Origin of the sequence: Asaccharospora irregularis DSM 2635 (assembly GCF_900129815.1) — a bacterium.
Taxonomy (GTDB): Bacteria; Bacillota; Clostridia; order Peptostreptococcales; family Peptostreptococcaceae; genus Asaccharospora; species Asaccharospora irregularis.
On the sequence record NZ_FQWX01000038.1, the window covers coordinates 1 to 19,736 of the forward strand.

Genomic DNA, 19,736 nt, shown 5'->3' on the forward strand with positions numbered 1-19,736 from the left:
AAATGTAAAAATGATTTCAGAAATGCTATCAAAGGATTTAAAAGACTGTCCTTCATGCTTTAGAACAAGCCTTAAATCTTTGAAGGATAAAAAACAGTACGTATTAAATGCACTAATTACAAAATATACAAATGCTAGAGTTGAGGGTAAGAATAATACCATTAAAGTACTCAAAAGAGTATCCTTTGGATTTAGAAGTTTTAAAAATTTAAGATTAAGAGTATTACTAAGAGAAAAAATACAAGTAATTTAAAAACAGCATCTATACATGAAAACTGTATTAGATGCTGCCTTTAAAAATTAAATATTGACTTCATCAACGTTATTTGACAAAGAGCCTAATTAATTCTTAGGCAATCTTTTTATGTTGTTTATTGCAAACTATGGATTCTTGTAGATATATTTACATAATTTAACATAAAATTAGTACTTAGATTGTAGAAATAGTGACAATATATATTCTATATTTATATATAAACCACACTAATTATCTAAAAAAGATATATATGTTTACTAATCACAGAATATAATATATAATTTTTTATATAAAATGTACTAAGGAGATGAGTTTAATGGATAGAAATTTAGCACTGGAACTTGTTAGAGTAACAGAGGCAGCGGCATTAGTATCTTCAAGATTTATGGGGAGAGGAGATAAAAATGGTGCTGATGGGGCAGCGGTAGAAGCAATGAGAAAAGCTTTTGAGTCAGTTAAGATAAGAGGAGAAGTAGTAATAGGTGAAGGTGAACTAGATGAAGCTCCAATGCTATATATAGGAGAAAAGGTCGGATCTCAAAGTGAAGACTGTATGGAAGTTGATATAGCGGTAGATCCATTAGACGGGACTACATTAATAGCAAAGGGACTTCCTAACTCAATATCAGTAATAGCAATGGGTGCAAAAGGAAGTTTATTAAAAGCTCCGGATACATATATGAAAAAGATAATAGTTGGTCCAAAGGCAAAAGGATGCATAGATTTAAATAAAAGTGCAGAAAAAAATATTTTAAATGTGGCAAGAGCATTAGATAAGAAAACAACGCAAATGACAATTGTTGTCCAAGATAGAGAAAGACACAATCATATAATAGAGGCAGCTAGAAAATTAGGTACTAAAATAAAGATGTTTGGAGATGGAGATGTAGCAGCAGGTATAGCTACATGTTTTGAAGAAACGGGAATAGATATGCTTATGGGAATAGGCGGAGGACCTGAAGGAGTAATAACAGCAGCTGCGATAAAAAGTATGGGTGGAGATATGCAAGCTCAGATATATCCACTAAGCGATGAGGAAAGAAAAAGATGCCATGAAATGGGATATACGGATGAGAGTTTGAATAAAGTCTTAAGTATAGACGATTTGGCAAAAGGTGACGATTTATTTTTTGCAGCTACAGGTATAACAGGAGGAGAACTTTTAAAAGGAGTAACTCCTATAGGAAACAATAGAGCTAGAACTCAATCTGTAGTTATGAGAGCTAAAACAGGAACTATAAGATTTGTTGATGCAATACATAATTTAGATAAGAACCAAATACTAATTGATTTAATGAAAAAATATAATATGGAATAAAAATAGAAATAGGCAGTTCTCAAGATTGGCTGCCTATTTCTATGGATTAAGAAAGAAATACTTTAAAGATGAAAACGAGAAAAATAATTAAATATATTTAAGATAATTTATCTACAGATATTTTAAATTTTGTTTATTGACCATAATATATTAGTAGTGTATTATAAGATATAATTGTTTAAATAAGACTTTTCTTTTTCACACCTTTTATTTCCAAATGATTAGTAAAATAATATAACACATATAGACAAGGAGGATTTGTTTGAGCCTAAATAATATAAATAATATGAAATCGGAAGAAATGAATAAAAAAACGCTATCTGAATTAAGAGATTTAGCCAAGGAATTAGATATAAAAGGAATTAGCAAGTATAAAAAGGGTGAATTACTTGAGATTATAAATGAAAAATTAAATCAACAAAATGATCAAAAAAATGAAATGGATAAGGTCAATAAAGACGAAGAAGAAAAACAAGACTTAAAAAACAGAACTACATATAAACAAGAAAACAGATCGGTTAATAGATACAACAACAAAAATCACTCAGAAGGTAGAACTCAACAAGAAAGTAAGAATAATTATAAAGTAGCAGGTTCAGAACATAAGATTCCTAGAAACAACAAGCCAGTATATACTCCAAAAGTAGTTGAAGAATCACAGATAGTTGATGAGTTTAACACATCAAAAGATGATGAGGTAATGGGGGTATTAGAGATACTACCAGATGGGTTTGGTTTTTTAAGAGGATCTAACTACCTATCTACAGAAGATGATGTATATGTATCGCCTTCACAAATTAGAAGGTTTAATATGAAGACTGGGGATAAGGTAAAGGGAATAAGTAGACACCCAAAAAGTGGAGAAAAGTTTAGAGCGCTTTTATATGTACAAAAGATAAACGATGAAAATCCAGAAACATCGATACACAGAAGAGCTTTTGAAGGTCTTACACCAATATATCCTGAAGAAAGACTGAGTTTAGAAAAAGGTCAAAATGAAATAGGGACAAGACTTATAGACTTGATATCCCCAATAGGTAAGGGTCAGAGAGGTTTGATTGTTGCACCTCCAAAAGCTGGTAAAACGATATTATTGAAAAATATTGCAAATAGTATAGCCAGAAATTATCCGGATATTGAGCTTATAGTATTGCTTATAGACGAGAGACCAGAAGAAGTAACAGACATGAAGGAATCTATAAACGGAGAAGTTATTTACTCTACGTTTGATCAAGTTTCTAGTCATCATGTAAAAGTTGCAGAAATGGTTTTAAATAGGGCACAGAGATTAGTGGAACATGGAAAAGACGTAGTGATTTTATTGGATAGTATAACTAGATTAGCTAGAGCGTATAACTTAACTATATCTCCTACAGGTAGAACTTTATCTGGAGGGTTAGATCCAGGGGCATTATACGGACCAAAAAAAATATTTGGTGCTGCTAGAAATATTAGACAAGGTGGATCTCTTACTATACTTGCTACAGCCCTTATAGAGACAGGATCGAGAATGGACGATGTAATATTCGAGGAATTTAAGGGAACTGGTAATATGGAATTACATTTAGATAGAAAACTTGCAGAAAAGAGAATATTCCCTGCAGTTGATATATACAAATCAGGTACTAGAAGAGAAGATTTACTTCTTAGAGATGAAGAGAAAACAGCCCTTTGGAAATTAAGAAGGGATATGAGTAGTAATTCTGTTTTAGAAGTCACAGATAAAGTAATAGAATTACTAAAAAGAACAAAAGATAATGATGAGTTTGTGAAATCTATAAAGGCACTTTAAGGAATACAAAAACTCCTTGTACCAACAAAAAACATATGTTATAATAGTGTAGTTGATAATGTGAAAACAATAATTAAAATAATTAATTTTATTAGAAATAATAGAGAAGAGGTGACTATAATGCAAAAAGATATACAACCAAAATACAGTCCAGTTGAAGTACGTTGTGCTTGCGGGAACACATTTGTTGCTGGGTCAACTAAGGACGAAATAAAAATAGAAATATGTTCAGAATGCCATCCTTTCTACACAGGAAAACAAAAGAATATAGAAAAAGGTGGAAGAATCGACAAATTCAAGAAGAGATTCAAAATGGACTAATTTTTATGAGACTGGAGTTGGGAAGCCAACTCCTATTTTGTTGGAAATAAAGGAGAGCTGAAGTATGTATAGACCAGTAAATCATGGATATATAGAAGCTATTATAGGTCCTATGTACAGTGGAAAAAGTGAGGAACTTATAAGAAGACTAAAGAGAGCTAAAATAGCTAAACAGAATATTGTGGTTTTTAAACCTACAGTAGATAATAGGTATAGCAAAGAAGATGTAGTTTCTCATAGTGGAGATAGTATAGAGGCAATTCCTATTAATAAATCATCTAGAATATATGACTTGATAGACGAGAAAACTCAAGTTGTAGGTATAGATGAAGTTCAATTCTTTGATGAAAAAATAGTAGATGTAGCTGTTGATTTAGCAGACAAAGGGATAAGGGTCATAGCAGCAGGATTAGATATGGACTTTAGAGGAGAACCGTTTGGACCTACTCCGAAACTTTTGGCTGTTGCAGAATTTGTAGATAAAATACAAGCTATATGCTCTGTTTGTGGTCATCCAGCAACAAGATCCCAGAGGTTAGTTGATGGAGAACCTGCAAATTATAACGATTCTACGATAAAGGTAGGGGCAGTAGAGAGCTATGAAGCTAGATGCAGGAAATGTCATGTAGTTAAAAAGTAACTAAAGTGAATAGTTTCTCCCTTTGGAATAGAAATTAAGTTTTAACGTCTATTTTAAAGGGAGTTTTTTAATATATATTTTAATTTTAATGGATATTTTTAAATATCGATCCTATAAAAATTTTCAATGAAGACTTTTTTATATTATAATGGATATATAAAAATTCAAATCATAATAGGGAGAGGTGAATAGATGGAAAAGCAAAAAGTTGGGGGTCAAGCAGTCATAGAAGGTGTGATGATGCAATCTAAGAAAAAAAGGGCCATTGCTGTAAGGAAAAGTGATGGCGAAATAGTAGTTGAGTCCAAAAAAATAAAGAGTTGGATAAATGATAAAGGAATAGACAAAATACCTTTTATAAGAGGGTCTTTTATATTGATAGAAACTATGATAGAAGGGGTAAAGAGTACAAACTTTTCGTCTGAATTCTTTTTAGAAGAAGAAGAGGAAGATAAGTTTGATATATTTATAAAAAAGATATTTAAAGATAAATCTAATAATGTACTTATTGGGTTTTCATTAGTTTTAGCATTTATATTGTCTATTGGGTTATTTATACTTATACCTACAGCTATTGGTGGGATTTTCTCAAAAATAGTAACAAACAATATAGCCCTTAATTTAATAGAGGGACTTGTTAGAATACTTATCTTATTTATATATATAATTCTTATTTCTAAAAATAGGGATATAGAAAGGGTATTTCAGTACCACGGGGCAGAGCATAAGTCTATATATTGTTATGAAAATGATTTAGAGTTAACAGTTGAAAATGCTAGAAAATTTGGAAGGTTGCATCCAAGATGCGGAACAAATTTTTTATTTATAGTAATGATAACTTCTATAATATTATTTGCATTTTTTGGGTGGCCGACGCCAATACTTAGAATAGTGATGAGATTAATATGTGTACCTATAGTAGCAGGAATATCTTATGAAATAATTAGATTTCTTGGAAAGTATAACAATAGGCTTACTAAAATTATCGCTTATCCAGGACTAATGTTGCAAAAATTCACTACTAAGGAACCTGATGATAGTCAGCTTGAAGTTGCCCTAGAAGCATTGAAGGCAGCATTAGAGTAGAAGGATAAATATTAGGATAGTGAAAAAGGAGAAAGTATGAATATAAGAGATGCAATTGTTGAATACTCAAAACAATTAGACATAATAAGCGACACTCCTAGACTGGATGTTGAAATACTGCTACAGAAGGCTCTTGGAGGAGTAGATAGATTATATATACACTTAAATTTATCAAAAGAATTAGAAATAGAACAAGAAGAAATATTTTTAAGATTTATAGAGGAAAGATTAAAAGGAAGACCTATTGCCTATATTGTGAACAACAGAGAATTTATGGGGTTGGATTTTTATGTAAAGGAAGGCGTATTGATTCCTAGACCAGATACCGAGATATTAGTAGAGGAAATAATTGAACTTTGTAAGGGTAAAGACGATTTAGATATCTTAGATATAGGGACTGGCTCTGGAGCTATAACTGTTAGTTTAGCCAAATATATTGAAAAATCTAGGTTGACTTCTTTAGATATATCAGAGATAGCGCTAGAAATAGCTAAAAAAAATGCGAAAAGTAATGGAGTAATAGATAAGATAAACTTTATAAAATCAGATTTATTTCAACAAATAGTAGGGACAAATTTAAAATTTGATATTATAGTTTCCAATCCTCCATACATAAGGAAAAGAGACATAGATGAACTGCATACACAAGTTAAGGATTATGAGCCATACAATGCGCTAGAAGGTGGTATTGATGGTTTGGACTTTTATAGGAATATAACTGAACAATCAAAGAATTATTTAAAACTAGGTGGAATACTTGCATATGAGGTAGGTCATGATCAAGCTGAAGAAGTTGTGAAGATTATGCAGAATAATGGATATAATAAAGTATATATAAAGAAGGACTTACAAGGAATTGATAGAGTTGTTATAGGATTTAATATATGATATAATGAAAAATTGATATGCTACAATTAAAGAGGTGAAAGTATGCTAAAAAAATTAGAAGTATTAGAGGATACGTATAAAGAATTAAGCGAGAAAATAGGGGATCCGGAAATAATAAATGATCAAAAGGTTTGGCAGAAATATATAAAGGAACATGCTGAGTTAGAACCTATCATAATGAAGTACAGAGAATACAAGGGAGTATTAGATAGTATAAAAGAATCAAAGGACATATTAAAAGAAGAATCAGATGAAGAGTTGAGAGAATTAGCTAAGTTAGAGTTAAGTGAAATGGAAGAGAAATTAGAACCTTTAGAAGACGAAATAAAAATATTGTTATTACCTAAAGACCCTAATGATGACAAGAACGTTATAGTCGAAATTAGAGGTGGAGCAGGTGGAGATGAGGCAGCTCTATTTGCAGGTGATTTATTTAGAATGTATTCAAGATATGCAGAGAGAAGAAGATGGAAAATAGAATTATTAAGTGCAAGTGATACGGGTGTTGGAGGATACAAAGAAGTATCTTTTATGATAAAAGGTAAGGGTGCATATTCAAGACTTAAGTATGAATCTGGAGTTCATAGAGTTCAAAGAATACCATCTACTGAATCAGGAGGAAGAATACACACATCTACAGCAACGGTGGCAGTTTTACCAGAGGTTGAAGGTGTTGAAGTAGAAATAAACCCAAATGATTTAAGAATAGATGTTTTCAGATCTTCAGGAAATGGTGGTCAAAGTGTAAATACTACTGACTCTGCAGTTAGGGTAACCCATGTACCAACGGGAGAAGTAGTATCTTGCCAAGATGGTAAGTCTCAGTTAAAAAACAAAGAACAGGCGCTAAAAATACTTAAGGCTAGACTTTATGATAAAGCATTAGCTGAGCAAAATAAGGATATAGCAGCTGAAAGAAAGAGTCAAGTTGGAACTGGAGATAGATCTGAAAGAATAAGAACTTACAATTTCCCTCAAGGAAGAATAAGTGACCACAGAATAAACCTAACTTTATATAAATTAGATGCTTTCTTAGATGGAGATATAGACGAAATGATAGATGCTTTAATTACTGTTGATCAAACGGAGAAGATGACAGCAATATAGATCCCTACTAAGTTAGGGATTTTTTTCTGAGCATTTCTGAGTATATTAGTGTATTCTGAGTGCATGGTTATATTCTCAGTGTATAGTTGTGTAGGGTTTAGTCCAATTTAAGTAATGTTATTAGTCGGTACTGTATATACTGTATATATAAGTACAAGGAGGTTAACATGATACTTAAAGTAACAATTATCGGGCTTTTAGCGGGCATAATAGGTACAGGTCTTGGAGGAATAATTTCTGTTATATTTAAAAAAGAGGTAGATAAATATTTAAATCTTTTTATGGGACTATCAGGTGGAATAATGCTAGCAGTTGTAGTGTTTGACCTAATGAAAGAGTCTATGAACAATATGGGAGTAATAAATACAGTTATATTTACTTTTTTAGGTGTTCTCATAACTATGTACATAAAAAGTAAAATGAATTTGTCTGGAGATATGAGGTTTGGATATCTTATCTTTATAAGTATATTATTACATAATTTACCTGAAGGACTAGCTATAGGATCTTCTTTTATGTCAACTGAAAAACTAGGAATCACCCTTGCCATAGTAATAGGATTACATAATATCCCAGAGGGATTAGCTATGGCACTAGGATTAATTTGTAGCAAGATGAAGGTTAGTAAAGTTATTCTACTTACTATAGTAGCAGGGATACCTATGGGTATAGGAAGTTTTTTTGGTGTTTATTTTGGAAGCCTTTTTAGCTCTCTCATAGGAGTATTTCTTGCTACGGCAGCTGGAACAATGATGTATGTTGTTTTAGAAGAGATATTTCCTAAATCAAGGAGCATATATTGCATAATTGGTTTTCTATTAGGAACGCTAATAGTAAATTACATCTAAAACTGAATAAAAGGTAGGTATACAAAAGATGAAAACTATAATAACTAGAGTTTTAGACATAGATAATATAAATCTAAATGAATTAGATAAGCAAGCACAGCTTCTAAGAGAAGGAAAAACTGTAATATTTCCAACGGAAACGGTATATGGATTAGGGGCAAATGCACTAGACGAACAAGCAGTTAAAAAAATATATGAAGCTAAGGGGAGACCTAGTGATAACCCCCTAATAGTCCATATTTATAAAAAAGAGGAAGTATACGAGTTGGCAAAAGATATAAGCAAAAAGGCTGAAGATGTTATGCAGAGATTTTGGCCAGGTCCTATAACATTAATTTTAAACAAAAAAAATATAGTACCATATAAAACTAGCGGGGGTTTGGATACAGTTGCTATAAGAATGCCATCTCATAAAATAGCAAGAGAGATAATAAGGATGGCGGGAATTCCTATTGCTGCTCCTTCTGCTAATATATCTGGAAGACCATCACCAACTAAGGCAGAACATGTATACGAAGAAATGAACGAAAGAGTTGATGGTATAGTACTGGGAGGAGATTGTGATTTTGGACTGGAGTCTACAGTAGTGGATTTTACCAGTGAAATACCAATGATATTAAGACCAGGAAGTATAACTAAAGAAGACTTGGAAAAAGTAATAGGAAATGTAATTTTAGATCCATCTTTAGAAAAAAAGGAAGACAATAAAAAAGCAAAAGCTCCTGGAATGAAATATACTCACTACTCTCCAAATGCTGATGTATACATAGTATCAGGCAAAAAAGAAGATGTTTTTCAAAAAATAAATAATCTAGTAGTAGAGAACCAAGAAAAAGGACTTAAAGTAGGTGTAATGTGTTTAAGTCAAAATAAAAAGATGTATTCTGGAGAGGTTATAGGACTAGGTAACACATTGGAAGAAATAGCAAGAAACCTATTTGACGTACTTAGAGAGATGGATAAAATAGGTGTAGATAGAGTATATTCTGAAGCTTTTACGACGGAAGGATTGGGACAAGCTATAATGAATAGACTCGTTAAATCGGCAGGATATAAAATAATAAAAGCCTAAAAACGAAAAAATTTTGAAGGTTAAGCATTTATAGTGTAAAATATAAATATATAAAGTTTAAGGAGAGTCAATATGAGAATAGGATTAGGATGCGATCATGGTGGATATAATTTGAAAATAGAAATTATAAAACACTTAGAATCAAAGGGAATTGAATGTGTAGATTTTGGTACTAACAATGCTTCAGATTCAGTAAACTATCCAGAGTATGGTGAAGCTGTTGCTAATGCTGTTGCAGGAAAAGAAGTAGACTACGGAATAGTATGTTGTGGTACGGGGATAGGAATATCTTTGGCTGCCAATAAAGTTCCTGGGATAAGATGTGCTGTCGTATCAGACGTATTTTCAGCTAAGATGTCAAAAGCACACAACAACGCAAATATGCTATCATTAGGAGAAAGAGTCCTAGGAAGAGGACTAGCATTAGAAATAGTTGAAGCATGGGTTAATACAGAGTTTGAGGGTGGAAGACACTCAAATAGAGTAGACATGATAAAGGCTATAGAAGAAAAACACACAAAATAGAATGTTTTAAAATTAAAAATAATGTAAAAAATCATAGTTTAATTAGAAACAAATAATAACGGTAAACAGGAGGTTATATAATGGCTAAAGTGACAGTAACGGATCATCCATTGATACAACATAAATTAACTATAATGAGAGACAAGAATACAGGATCGAAGGATTTTAGAGAGCTTTTAACAGAGATTACAATGTTAATGGGATATGAAGTAACAAGGGATATACAACTTACAGATATAGAAATCGAAACTCCTGTTGTAAAAACAACAGCTAAAGTTTTAGAGGGTAAGAAATTAGGAATAGTCCCAATACTAAGAGCTGGGTTAGGTATGGTAGATGGATTAGTAAATTTAGTTCCTGCGGCCAAGGTAGGACACTTAGGATTATACAGAGATCCAGAAACATTAAAGCCAGTTGAATATTACTGTAAATTACCTAAGGATATAGAGGAAAGAGAAATGATATTGGTTGACCCTATGCTTGCTACAGGGGGTTCTGCTGTTGCGGCTATAGATGTGCTTAAAGCAAATGGAGCAACAAACATAAAATTAGTTAATTTAGTAGCTGCTCCAGAGGGAATAGCTGAAGTTCAGAAATATCACAATGATGTAGATATATATGTTGCGTCAATAGATGAAAAATTAAATGATCATGGATACATTGTTCCGGGTCTAGGAGACGCTGGAGATAGACTGTTTGGAACTAAGTAGATAGAATAAAAAGAGGGGTTTGTATTATTATGTACAAATTCTCTTTTTATATTAGACAAATATTTAGAAAATAAATATATTATATAAAATTAAAAAATATAATAAAAATCCGTATAACTATAATAATATATATAAAAAATAAGATTAACCTTAATAATATTAAAGAATTTATATTTATTTATGCATGAAAAAAAGGACTTTGTCATGAAATGCAAGAATAGAAATAGAACCAATGAATTATAAGAATAAAAAAGGGGAAGATATTATGAGACCATCGTGGGACGAGTACTTCATGGAAATTGCAGAGGTAGTGAAAAAAAGATCTACATGCATAAGAAGACAAGTAGGAGCAATTATAGTAAAAGACAAACAGATACTTACCACTGGGTATAATGGTTCTCCTAAAAACTTAGAGCATTGTGAGAACATAGGCTGTAAAAGACAGCAACTGAACATACCTTCAGGAGAGAGACATGAATTATGTCGTGCATTACATGCCGAACAAAATGCTATTATACAGGCAGCATATAATGGAGTAAGTATAAATGGAGGGACAATGTACGTCACCACAAGACCTTGCGTATTATGTGCAAAGATGTGTATAAATGCGGGGATATCCAAGATAATTTACAATGGAGAGTACCCAGATGATATGTCTACAGAAATACTAAAAGAAGCTGGAGTTGAACTTGTTAAGTTTAAATAAAAAAGAAAATGTTTTCAAAATAATATAATCCAGAATCTAATTTACAAAAAAATAAAAAATATTTTCAAAAAATATTTTAAAAAAAATTAATTAGTGGTAAAATATATTTTAAATATTTAACTACCGTCAATATATATTTTATGGTAAAATGAAAAAAATAATTTAAAATAAATACATAGACTAATTATTAGTGGTAGTGAGGATGCTAGCCGTGAGTAAAAAAAATACATATGTTGAAATTGTACACATGCTTTCCCTAATAAGCCAGTTGGGCTTAATGATGATAATACCTATATTGGGATGCACATTTATAGGAAAATATTTAGATGATAAATTAAATACAAGACCAGTCTTAGTTTTAATTTTTTTACTGCTAGGAGTAGGTGGAGCTTTTAACGGTGTATACAAGACTTTAAAAGTATATACGAAGAGGAAGTGATTAGATGGATGCTAAATTAGTTAAGCAAATAAGGTATGTAAACAAAGGAGTTTTAATTTTTGATATTATTGTGGTAATATTATTACAACTAACATCAAATTTAAATAAACCTATGTTATTAGGGCTTATATTTGGATCTTTAATAGCATTGTTAAATTTTAGACTATTAGCAATAGCTTTAGAGAAGACTGTAAATTTACCTGTTAGAAAAGCGCAGATATATTCATCGAGTAGATATCTTATAAGAATGACTATAATTTTTATAGTTTTAATGGTGTCTGCAACAGCTTCTCATCTAAATTTACTTGGAACCGTAATAGGTTTGTTAGGTCCTAAGTTTGTTATATTATCAAAAACAGTACTGATAGACAAACTAAAAAGAAAGGAGGCGTAAGTATGAATCAAGCGAAATATATCCTATCTATAGGAGGCCTTAGAATTAGTGAAACAATAGTAGTTAGCTGGGGTATAATAGCCTTCCTAGCTATAGTATCCTATTTTTTAACTAGAAACTTAAAAAAGGTTCCTACTAGTAAAACTCAGATATTTCTAGAATTTGCGATATCTGGATTAGCAAAAATGGTTACAGATATGATGGGTGAAAAAACTCTAAAGAAAATGCCTTACATGATACCTTACATAGGAAGTTTGTTCTTATTTTTTGCATGTTCTAATCTAGTAGGATTATTAGGATTTAGATCACCTACTACTGACTTAGATACAACTTTAGCATGGGCATTAATTACATTCTTCATGATTTATTATGCAGGAGTTAAATTTAATGGATTATCATATTTCAAAGGTTTAATGGAACCAACTCCTATATTATTACCACTTAATATAATAGGAGAGTTAGCTAGACCAATATCACTGAGTTTCCGTCCATTCGGTAACATACTAGGTGGGTCAATAATAATGGCTTTACTTTATCAATTCTTAGGGTATTTATCTACGCTAATACCAGGTGTAACAATACCTATTGGTCAACTTATAATACCAGTCCCATTACATTTATACTTTGATTTATTTGCAGGTGTGTTACAATCATATATATTTATCATGTTAACTATGGTATTTGTTGGAAGTGCTACAGAGTAGTAAATAAGACTATATTATTACAATAAAAAGAATTTTAAATTTAAGGAGGAATTAATTATGGAAACAGCAATAATAGCAGCAGGATCAGCTATAGGAGCAGGATTAGCAGTTATGACAGGTATAGGAGCAGGTATAGGTCAAGGTTATGCAGCAGGTAAAGCAGCTGAGGCAGTTGGTAATCAACCAGAAGCAAAAGGAGATATAACATCTACTATGTTACTTGGAGCAGCAGTTGCAGAGTCTACAGGTATATATGGACTTGTTATTGCCATAATCCTTTTATTCGTAAAACCATTCATGTAATAAACAAATAGAAAGAATATCATTAAAATTTTCATAACAGGAGGTGGTTTACCATCTCCTTATTATGAATTGTGATTGGTAGAAAGGAGGATAATTATGGAAAAAAGTATTATAGGTATAACGTACGAGCTTTTATTTCAGCTTATAAATACTTTTCTAGTATTTGTTCTTTTAAGAAAGCTTTTATTTAAGCCCGTTTTAAATATAATCGAAGCTAGAGAAAAAGATATAAAAAGTGATTTAAACCAAGGAGCTAAAGCAAAAACTGAAGGATTAGCTCTTAAAAAAGAATATGAAGAAAAAGTAGGTTCTGCGAAACTAGAAGGGCAAGAAATAATAAAACAAGCCACTATAAGAGCAGAACAAAAATCACAAGAGATAATAACAACAGCTAAAGAAGAAGCTACAAACCTAAAAGAAAAGGCTAATAGAGATGTAGAGCAAGAAAGACAAAAAGTTATGAATGAAATCAAAGACGATATATCATCAATAGCTTTACTTGCTGCATCTAAAGTTATTGAAAAAGACATCGATAAGAATAAACATGAACAGCTAATAACTAACTTTATAAAAGAGGTAGGCGAGGCTAAATGATAAATTTAATAGCGAATAGATATGCTGAAGCCTTATTTCAAATAGGAGAAGAAGAAAATATAACTACTGAATTACACAGTGAATTAAAAGAAGTAGTTAATATTATAAAAGTTAATAGAGAGTTCTATAATATTTTAAAAGCTCCTTTTATTTCAAAGTCAGAAAAAAAGGATTTAATAGAAGGTGTCTTTGCTGGCAAAATTGATAATAACTTAAAAAACTTCTTAAAGATATTAGTAGATAAGGATAGAGTCACATCTTTAGAAGCTATACAAAAATGTTACAAAGAACTGTTAAATGAAAAGAATAATTTAATAGAGGGAGTTGCTATAACAGCTATTCCTATGGAAACTAAGGAAATAAAAGAGCTTGAAAGTAAACTTTCAAGTAAATACAATAAAAATGTTACTTTAAACAATATAGTTGACGAAACTGTACTAGGAGGAGTTCTAGTTAGACTTGGAAACGAGGAAATAGATGGAACAATAAAAACTCGTTTATCAAACATGAGAGAACAACTATCTCAAGTAATATCTTAGATTGGCGGTGAACCCATGAACTTAAAACCTGAAGAAATAAGTTCTATAATTAAACAACAAATAAAAAATTATGAGAATAAAGTTGAGTTAACTGACACAGGTAGTGTTTTAAAAGTTGGAGACGGTATAGCTAGTGTTTATGGATTAGAGAAAGCTATGTCTGGTGAATTATTACAGTTCCCTGGGGAAGTGTATGGTATGGCTCTTAACTTGGAAGAAGAAGTAGTTGGGGCTGTTATACTTGGAGATGATGACGGTATAAAAGAAGGCGATATCGTTAAGAGAACAGGTAGAATAGTTGAAGTTCCAGTTGGAAATGCATTAATAGGAAGAGTTGTTAACTCATTAGGTCAGCCTATAGATGGGAAAGGACCTATAAACACTGATAAGACTAGACCGGTTGAATCAGAGGCGCCTGGTATAATGGCTAGAAAGTCAGTTCATGAACCATTACAAACTGGTATAAAGTCTATAGACTCAATGATACCAATAGGTAGAGGGCAAAGAGAGCTTATAATAGGGGACAGACAAACTGGTAAAACATCTATAGTTATAGACACTATCTTAAACCAAAAAGATAAAGATGTTATATGTATATATGTTGCCATAGGTCAAAAACGTTCTACTGTAGCTCAATTAGTTAATACTTTAGAAAAAGGTGGAGCAATGGATTATACGATAGTTGTATCAGCTACAGCTTCTGAATCTGCACCACTTCAATACTTAGCACCATATGCAGGAGCTGCTATGGGTGAAGAATTTATGTATAATGGAAAGCATGTATTAATAGTATATGATGATTTAAGTAAGCAGGCAGTTGCGTACAGAGAAATGTCATTACTACTTAGAAGACCACCAGGTCGTGAGGCTTATCCTGGAGACGTATTCTACTTACACTCAAGATTACTTGAAAGAGCAGCTAAGTTATCTGATGAGTTAGGTGGGGGGTCTATGACTGCACTACCTATAATAGAAACACAAGCAGGAGACGTTTCTGCGTATATTCCTACGAATGTTATATCTATAACAGATGGTCAGATATACTTACAACCTGAATTATTCTACTCAGGGGTTAGACCAGCAGTTGACCCTGGTATATCAGTATCAAGGGTTGGTGGATCTGCTCAGATAAAATCAATGAAAAAAGTTGCAGGAACATTAAAACTTGCATACTCTCAATATAGAGAACTTGCAGCATTCTCACAATTCGGTTCTGACTTAGATGAAGATACTAAGAAGAGACTTGCTCAAGGGGAAAGAATAGTTGAGGTATTAAAACAAGGTGAACATCAACCTATAAAGGTAAATAACCAAGTTATGATTATATTTGCTGTTATAAACAACTTCTTAGAAGATATTCCAGTAGATAATATAAATAGATTCGAAAAAGAATTATACGAGTTTGTAGATAATAACTATCCACAAATAAGTGAAAAAATACTTAAAGGAGCGGATTTCGCGCCTGAATTAACAAACGCAATAAATGAATTTAAGAAAAAATTTGTTATAGAAGCGTAATCCTTTTTAACAAAGGAGGTAAAATAATTGGCTGGAGCTAGTATTAAAGCAATCAAGACTCGTATGAATAGTGTTGAAAGTACAAAACAAATAACTAAAGCTATGGAACTTGTTGCATCTTCTAAACTAAGAAGAGCTAAGGAAAAAGCTGAAAGTTCAAGACCGTATTTCTCAACTTTATATGAGTCTGTAAAAGATATAGCGCAAAATACGCGTGGAGTAAAAGACGACTTTTTAAAACAAAGAGAAGTTAAAAATAAATGTTACATAGTGGTAGCTGGAGATAGAGGACTTGCAGGAGGATACAACTCAAATGTTCTAAAAGCTACAGTTACTGATATGGACAATAAAAAAGAAAAAGTTATAACTGTTGGGAAGAAATCTTATGAATTTTTCTCAAAAAGAGGTTACGATTTAGTGAAATCAGTGCCTAGTGTAGAAGACTGTGGATATGATAAAGCATTAGAGATAGCTAATGCTGCAATGGATTTATATAAAAAGGGCGAGGTAGATGAAGTATATATTTCTTATACGAAATTTATATCTCCTTTGGTTCAAGAAGTTAAGTTAGTTAAAATACTTCCTTTAGTTTTCAATAATGACGAAGATGTTGTTGAAACTAAAAAAGAAGGCGAACCTAAAAAAGCTAGAGTTCAATACCTACCATCTCCAGAGGCGGTTTTAAGCTATATAATACCTAAATATGTGTCTGGAACGATTTACGGAGGAGTGATAGAATCTTTTGCATCGGAACAAGGTGCTAGAAGAACAGCTATGGAATCTGCCACAGATAATGCAAATGAAATGCTATCTACATTAGAATTAAGTTACAACAGAGCCAGACAATCAGCTGTAACTCAAGAAATAACAGAAATCGTAGGTGGAGTGGAAGCTCTTAAATAAGGAGGTTAGGAAATGGCAAACGTAGGTAGAATAGTACAGATTGTTGGAGCCGTACTGGATGTTAAATTTGATAGTGAAAAAGGCCTACCTAACTTATTAAACGCGTTAGTTATAAAGTTAGGAGATAAAGAAATAGTTGCAGAGGTTGCACAACATATAGGTGATGATACAGTTAGATGTATATCTATGAGTGCTACAGATGGGCTTATAAGAGGAATGGAAGTTATAGATACAGGAAGACCTATAAGCGTGCCTGTTGGTGACGCTACATTGGGTAGAATATTCAATGTTCTTGGCGAACCTGTTGATGGTAAAGGTAAACCAGAAGGAGCACCTGAGTTACCTATACATAGACCTGCACCAACTTATGATGAACTTGAAACAACTGCTGAAATACTAGAAACAGGTATAAAGGTAGTTGACTTACTTGCACCGTACTTAAAAGGTGGTAAGATAGGTCTATTCGGAGGAGCCGGAGTTGGAAAAACTGTTCTTATACAAGAACTTATAAACAATATAGCAAAACAACATGGTGGTATTTCTGTATTCGCCGGAGTTGGAGAAAGAACTAGAGAAGGTAATGACCTTTACCATGAAATGAGTGACTCTGGTGTTATAAATAAAACAGCACTAGTGTTTGGTCAAATGAATGAGCCACCTGGGGCAAGAATGAGAGTTGCATTAAGTGGACTTACAATGGCAGAGCACTTCAGGGATCAACAAGGTCAAGACGTTTTATTATTCGTTGATAATATATTCCGTTTCACACAAGCAGGTTCAGAAGTTTCTGCACTTCTTGGACGTATGCCATCAGCGGTTGGATACCAACCAACATTGGCTACAGAAATGGGTACCCTTCAAGAGAGAATAACATCAACTAAGAAAGGATCTATAACATCTGTTCAAGCGGTTTATGTACCAGCGGATGACTTGACTGACCCAGCGCCAGCGACAACATTCGCCCACTTGGATGCAAAAACAGTTTTATCTAGACAAATAGCATCTTTAGGTATATACCCAGCAGTTGATCCTCTTGAATCTACTTCAAGAGTACTAGATCCAAATATAGTTGGTAAGGAACACTACGAAGTATCAAGAGGAGTTCAGTCTATACTTCAAAGATATAAAGAATTACAAGATATAATTGCTATCTTAGGTATGGATGAATTATCTGATGAAGATAAATTAATAGTTGCACGTGCTAGAAAAATACAAAGGTTCCTATCTCAATCTTTCACAGTTGCAGAACAATTTACAGGAATTCCTGGTACTTATGTACCGGTAAAAGAAACTATAAGAGGTTTCAAGGAAATCTTAGAAGGTAAGCATGATGACTTACCAGAATCAGCCTTCCTATTCGTAGGGACTATTGAAGAAGCTATTGCGAAAGCAAAGGAGAGTAGATAGTTATGGCTAGTGAGTTTTTATTACAAGTTGTAACTCCTGATAAGATTTTTTATGACGATGAGGTTGAAATGATAATAACTAGAACTACAAAAGGTGATAGAGGGATATTAAAAGACCATATACCATTTGTGGCAGGATTAGTTGAAGGAAACCTAAAGATAAAAAAAGATGGAAATTTTAAAGAAGCAAAAATATCTGGGGGATTTGTTACAGTAGACAAAGAAAAGACTACAATACTTACTGAATCTGCCCAGTGGATATAGTTTCTAAACTTAAAAGCGGTACAGAAGAAATAATATCTTCTGTGCCGCTTTATTTAAGTTAAAGGATTTTGTTTGAGCTGGTATAGAATTTATATGATTGTTAAAGATATACTTAATTATAGAAATTCATATTATAGTTAATTATACAAATTTATAAAAAATTTAAAAAATTAAGAACATTATGTAGTATAATGAATTTATAGAGATAGATTTGAAAGTTGGAGGTCAAATGAATATTTTAGATTTAGGGGTAGATATAATTGAAATTGAAAGAATAAAAAAGGCTGTTGATAAAGGTGGTTTTTTAGATAGAGTATTTACAGACGAAGAAATTGAGTACTTTAAATCAAAAAATTATAGAGCTGAAACTATAGCTGGAAATTTTGCGGCAAAAGAAGCCATAAGTAAATCAATAGGAACAGGCATACGAGAATATAATTTCAAGGATATAGAAATATTAAGAGATAAATTAGGAAAACCGATAGTTAAAACTTATAATAATCTAGAAAAAATTTGCATAGATTATAATGTTTTAGAAATAAAAGTTTCAATATCGCACTGCAAGGAATATGCTATAGCGAATGCCATAACTATTATTAAGGAGTGATAAAATGAATAATAAAAGAGCGAAAGATATAATGACTACAAATGTAGTAGTAGCAAAAAAAGACGATAGTATATCAGATGTAGCGAAAATATTAATTACAGAAAAAATAGGGGGTTTACCTGTAGTAGACGATGAAAATAGGGTTATTGGGGTTATTTCTGAAACTGATATTATAAAAAAGGAAAAATATATAGAGGCACCTAGATTTATTAACTTCTTGCAAGGAATGATTTTTTTAGAGGATATGAACAAGTTAGAGGAAGATATTAAGAAGGTTGCTGCATACAAGGTGGAGGATTTAATGTCTACAGATATAGCAAAGGTATATGAAGATGATGTATTTGATGGTATAGCAAATATTATGATCAAAAAATCAATAAATAGAGTACCTGTAGTGGATAAGGACAATAAATTAAAAGGCATAGTATGTAGATATGACATAATAAAATCTCTATATAATGAATAAGATTAAGTAGACCAGCTAGTTAAAGTCAACAGTTTTTAAAAATATTTTATAATTATGTTTTTTCGTATAGCAAATAAACCATCAAATATACACGAATTTTTGATGGCTTATATGGAAAAATAGTTCATATTAGCCGTTAGGCTATATTAGGTAGACTTTTGTTTTCTAGATACATCTTACAGTGCAATTTAGGGTTACGTACTTCATATGGTTTTTGGTTGCGTAGCACAGAAAAAATATAGTTCATTAGCTTATGCATAATGGCAACTAGTCCAACTTTTTTGCTTTTACCATTCATATTATTTTTATAATAATTAAGCAAAACAGGGT

The 19,736-nt window shown here is 31.9% G+C and carries 25 protein-coding genes and 1 pseudogene; 25 read left to right on the forward strand and 1 reads right to left on the reverse strand.

Going from position 1 to position 19,736, the window contains the following annotated elements; all coding sequences use genetic code 11:
* The 25 genes from BUB34_RS11000 to BUB34_RS11120 form a co-directional block, all read left to right on the forward strand.
* On the forward strand, positions 1 to 253 hold a 253-nt coding region (locus BUB34_RS11000), incomplete at its 5' end, for a transposase (protein ID WP_143153380.1).
* Positions 254 to 572: 319 nt separating this feature from the next.
* A complete protein-coding gene (gene glpX / locus BUB34_RS11005; RefSeq protein WP_073127284.1) occupies positions 573 to 1,574 on the forward strand; it encodes a class II fructose-bisphosphatase in 1,002 nt (333 codons plus the stop codon).
* 286 nt (positions 1,575 to 1,860) lie between these two features.
* A complete protein-coding gene (gene rho / locus BUB34_RS11010; RefSeq protein WP_073127328.1) occupies positions 1,861 to 3,366 on the forward strand; it encodes a transcription termination factor Rho in 1,506 nt (501 codons plus the stop codon).
* Between the two features lie 120 nt (positions 3,367 to 3,486).
* Complete coding sequence (gene rpmE / locus BUB34_RS11015) at positions 3,487 to 3,687, forward strand: 50S ribosomal protein L31 (RefSeq protein WP_073127286.1); 201 nt, start codon at positions 3,487 to 3,489, stop codon at positions 3,685 to 3,687.
* Between the two features lie 64 nt (positions 3,688 to 3,751).
* On the forward strand, positions 3,752 to 4,327 hold the full coding sequence (locus BUB34_RS11020; RefSeq protein WP_073127287.1) for a thymidine kinase: 576 nt from the start codon (positions 3,752 to 3,754) through the stop codon (positions 4,325 to 4,327).
* A 192-nt stretch (positions 4,328 to 4,519) separates the two neighbouring features.
* A complete protein-coding gene (locus BUB34_RS11025) occupies positions 4,520 to 5,413 on the forward strand; it encodes a DUF1385 domain-containing protein (RefSeq protein WP_073127290.1) in 894 nt (297 codons plus the stop codon).
* Positions 5,414 to 5,449: 36 nt separating this feature from the next.
* Entirely contained in the window at positions 5,450 to 6,301 is an 852-nt protein-coding gene (prmC, locus tag BUB34_RS11030; protein ID WP_073127292.1) for a peptide chain release factor N(5)-glutamine methyltransferase, read from the forward strand.
* Between the two features lie 42 nt (positions 6,302 to 6,343).
* Positions 6,344 to 7,408 (forward strand): peptide chain release factor 1, encoded by a 1,065-nt coding sequence (gene prfA, locus BUB34_RS11035; RefSeq protein WP_073127294.1) that lies wholly within the window; start codon positions 6,344 to 6,346, stop codon positions 7,406 to 7,408.
* Positions 7,409 to 7,575: 167 nt separating this feature from the next.
* Positions 7,576 to 8,256 (forward strand): ZIP family metal transporter, encoded by a 681-nt coding sequence (locus BUB34_RS11040; RefSeq protein WP_073127297.1) that lies wholly within the window; start codon positions 7,576 to 7,578, stop codon positions 8,254 to 8,256.
* A 28-nt stretch (positions 8,257 to 8,284) separates the two neighbouring features.
* A complete protein-coding gene (locus BUB34_RS11045) occupies positions 8,285 to 9,328 on the forward strand; it encodes an L-threonylcarbamoyladenylate synthase (RefSeq protein ID WP_073127298.1) in 1,044 nt (347 codons plus the stop codon).
* Between the two features lie 72 nt (positions 9,329 to 9,400).
* Positions 9,401 to 9,853 carry a ribose 5-phosphate isomerase B gene (gene rpiB / locus BUB34_RS11050; protein ID WP_073127300.1) on the forward strand — a complete coding sequence of 151 codons (453 nt, stop codon included), beginning with the start codon at positions 9,401 to 9,403 and terminating at the stop codon, positions 9,851 to 9,853.
* A gap of 80 nt (positions 9,854 to 9,933) precedes the next feature.
* On the forward strand, positions 9,934 to 10,563 hold the full coding sequence (gene upp / locus BUB34_RS11055) for a uracil phosphoribosyltransferase (protein ID WP_073127301.1): 630 nt from the start codon (positions 9,934 to 9,936) through the stop codon (positions 10,561 to 10,563).
* A 265-nt stretch (positions 10,564 to 10,828) separates the two neighbouring features.
* Positions 10,829 to 11,269, forward strand: coding sequence for a deoxycytidylate deaminase (locus BUB34_RS11060; protein WP_073127303.1), 441 nt, complete (start codon positions 10,829 to 10,831; stop codon positions 11,267 to 11,269).
* 202 nt (positions 11,270 to 11,471) lie between these two features.
* Positions 11,472 to 11,708: an AtpZ/AtpI family protein gene (locus BUB34_RS11065; protein WP_242948878.1), complete on the forward strand. Its 237-nt coding sequence runs from the start codon at positions 11,472 to 11,474 to the stop codon at positions 11,706 to 11,708.
* A gap of 4 nt (positions 11,709 to 11,712) precedes the next feature.
* Positions 11,713 to 12,102, forward strand: a complete 390-nt coding sequence (locus BUB34_RS11070) for an ATP synthase subunit I (RefSeq protein ID WP_073127308.1) — start codon at positions 11,713 to 11,715, stop codon at positions 12,100 to 12,102.
* 2 nt (positions 12,103 to 12,104) lie between these two features.
* Positions 12,105 to 12,806 (forward strand): F0F1 ATP synthase subunit A, encoded by a 702-nt coding sequence (atpB, locus tag BUB34_RS11075; RefSeq protein WP_073127310.1) that lies wholly within the window; start codon positions 12,105 to 12,107, stop codon positions 12,804 to 12,806.
* A gap of 57 nt (positions 12,807 to 12,863) precedes the next feature.
* Positions 12,864 to 13,109, forward strand: coding sequence for an ATP synthase F0 subunit C (gene atpE / locus BUB34_RS11080; protein WP_073127312.1), 246 nt, complete (start codon positions 12,864 to 12,866; stop codon positions 13,107 to 13,109).
* A 96-nt stretch (positions 13,110 to 13,205) separates the two neighbouring features.
* Positions 13,206 to 13,703: a F0F1 ATP synthase subunit B gene (gene atpF / locus BUB34_RS11085; RefSeq protein ID WP_073127314.1), complete on the forward strand. Its 498-nt coding sequence runs from the start codon at positions 13,206 to 13,208 to the stop codon at positions 13,701 to 13,703.
* Entirely contained in the window at positions 13,700 to 14,242 is a 543-nt protein-coding gene (locus BUB34_RS11090; RefSeq protein ID WP_073127315.1) for a F0F1 ATP synthase subunit delta, read from the forward strand. The genes atpF and BUB34_RS11090 overlap by 4 nt, the downstream gene beginning before the upstream one ends.
* Positions 14,243 to 14,257: 15 nt before the next feature.
* Positions 14,258 to 15,760, forward strand: a complete 1,503-nt coding sequence (gene atpA / locus BUB34_RS11095) for a F0F1 ATP synthase subunit alpha (RefSeq protein ID WP_073127317.1) — start codon at positions 14,258 to 14,260, stop codon at positions 15,758 to 15,760.
* Between the two features lie 27 nt (positions 15,761 to 15,787).
* Positions 15,788 to 16,663 (forward strand): ATP synthase F1 subunit gamma, encoded by an 876-nt coding sequence (atpG, locus tag BUB34_RS11100; protein ID WP_073127319.1) that lies wholly within the window; start codon positions 15,788 to 15,790, stop codon positions 16,661 to 16,663.
* 12 nt (positions 16,664 to 16,675) lie between these two features.
* Positions 16,676 to 18,070 (forward strand): F0F1 ATP synthase subunit beta, encoded by a 1,395-nt coding sequence (atpD, locus tag BUB34_RS11105; RefSeq protein WP_073127320.1) that lies wholly within the window; start codon positions 16,676 to 16,678, stop codon positions 18,068 to 18,070.
* Between the two features lie 2 nt (positions 18,071 to 18,072).
* Positions 18,073 to 18,333 (forward strand): FoF1 ATP synthase subunit delta/epsilon, encoded by a 261-nt coding sequence (locus BUB34_RS11110; RefSeq protein WP_073127323.1) that lies wholly within the window; start codon positions 18,073 to 18,075, stop codon positions 18,331 to 18,333.
* A 229-nt stretch (positions 18,334 to 18,562) separates the two neighbouring features.
* On the forward strand, positions 18,563 to 18,940 hold the full coding sequence (acpS, locus tag BUB34_RS11115) for a holo-ACP synthase (protein WP_073127325.1): 378 nt from the start codon (positions 18,563 to 18,565) through the stop codon (positions 18,938 to 18,940).
* Between the two features lie 4 nt (positions 18,941 to 18,944).
* Positions 18,945 to 19,406 (forward strand): CBS domain-containing protein, encoded by a 462-nt coding sequence (locus BUB34_RS11120; RefSeq protein WP_073127326.1) that lies wholly within the window; start codon positions 18,945 to 18,947, stop codon positions 19,404 to 19,406.
* Between the two features lie 136 nt (positions 19,407 to 19,542).
* Here the strand turns inward: BUB34_RS11120 and BUB34_RS13440 are convergent.
* Positions 19,543 to 19,736, reverse strand: a pseudogene (locus BUB34_RS13440) (hypothetical protein); the annotation flags it as partial.

Bases quoted from the DNA above. Each gene is read 5' to 3' on its own strand.
- glpX (WP_073127284.1), top strand. From the start codon at position 573: ATGGATAGAAATTTAGCACTGGAACTTGTTAGAGTAACAGAGGCAGCG.
- rho (WP_073127328.1), top strand. From the start codon at position 1,861: ATGAAATCGGAAGAAATGAATAAAAAAACGCTATCTGAATTAAGAGAT.
- rpmE (WP_073127286.1), top strand. From the start codon at position 3,487: ATGCAAAAAGATATACAACCAAAATACAGTCCAGTTGAAGTACGTTGT.
- BUB34_RS11020 (WP_073127287.1), top strand. From the start codon at position 3,752: ATGTATAGACCAGTAAATCATGGATATATAGAAGCTATTATAGGTCCT.
- BUB34_RS11025 (WP_073127290.1), top strand. From the start codon at position 4,520: ATGGAAAAGCAAAAAGTTGGGGGTCAAGCAGTCATAGAAGGTGTGATG.
- prmC (WP_073127292.1), top strand. From the start codon at position 5,450: ATGAATATAAGAGATGCAATTGTTGAATACTCAAAACAATTAGACATA.
- prfA (WP_073127294.1), top strand. From the start codon at position 6,344: ATGCTAAAAAAATTAGAAGTATTAGAGGATACGTATAAAGAATTAAGC.
- BUB34_RS11040 (WP_073127297.1), top strand. From the start codon at position 7,576: ATGATACTTAAAGTAACAATTATCGGGCTTTTAGCGGGCATAATAGGT.
- BUB34_RS11045 (WP_073127298.1), top strand. From the start codon at position 8,285: ATGAAAACTATAATAACTAGAGTTTTAGACATAGATAATATAAATCTA.
- rpiB (WP_073127300.1), top strand. From the start codon at position 9,401: ATGAGAATAGGATTAGGATGCGATCATGGTGGATATAATTTGAAAATA.
- upp (WP_073127301.1), top strand. From the start codon at position 9,934: ATGGCTAAAGTGACAGTAACGGATCATCCATTGATACAACATAAATTA.
- BUB34_RS11060 (WP_073127303.1), top strand. From the start codon at position 10,829: ATGAGACCATCGTGGGACGAGTACTTCATGGAAATTGCAGAGGTAGTG.
- BUB34_RS11065 (WP_242948878.1), top strand. From the start codon at position 11,472: ATGCTAGCCGTGAGTAAAAAAAATACATATGTTGAAATTGTACACATG.
- BUB34_RS11070 (WP_073127308.1), top strand. From the start codon at position 11,713: ATGGATGCTAAATTAGTTAAGCAAATAAGGTATGTAAACAAAGGAGTT.
- atpB (WP_073127310.1), top strand. From the start codon at position 12,105: ATGAATCAAGCGAAATATATCCTATCTATAGGAGGCCTTAGAATTAGT.
- atpE (WP_073127312.1), top strand. From the start codon at position 12,864: ATGGAAACAGCAATAATAGCAGCAGGATCAGCTATAGGAGCAGGATTA.
- atpF (WP_073127314.1), top strand. From the start codon at position 13,206: ATGGAAAAAAGTATTATAGGTATAACGTACGAGCTTTTATTTCAGCTT.
- BUB34_RS11090 (WP_073127315.1), top strand. From the start codon at position 13,700: ATGATAAATTTAATAGCGAATAGATATGCTGAAGCCTTATTTCAAATA.
- atpA (WP_073127317.1), top strand. From the start codon at position 14,258: ATGAACTTAAAACCTGAAGAAATAAGTTCTATAATTAAACAACAAATA.
- atpD (WP_073127320.1), top strand. From the start codon at position 16,676: ATGGCAAACGTAGGTAGAATAGTACAGATTGTTGGAGCCGTACTGGAT.
- BUB34_RS11110 (WP_073127323.1), top strand. From the start codon at position 18,073: ATGGCTAGTGAGTTTTTATTACAAGTTGTAACTCCTGATAAGATTTTT.
- acpS (WP_073127325.1), top strand. From the start codon at position 18,563: ATGAATATTTTAGATTTAGGGGTAGATATAATTGAAATTGAAAGAATA.
- BUB34_RS11120 (WP_073127326.1), top strand. From the start codon at position 18,945: ATGAATAATAAAAGAGCGAAAGATATAATGACTACAAATGTAGTAGTA.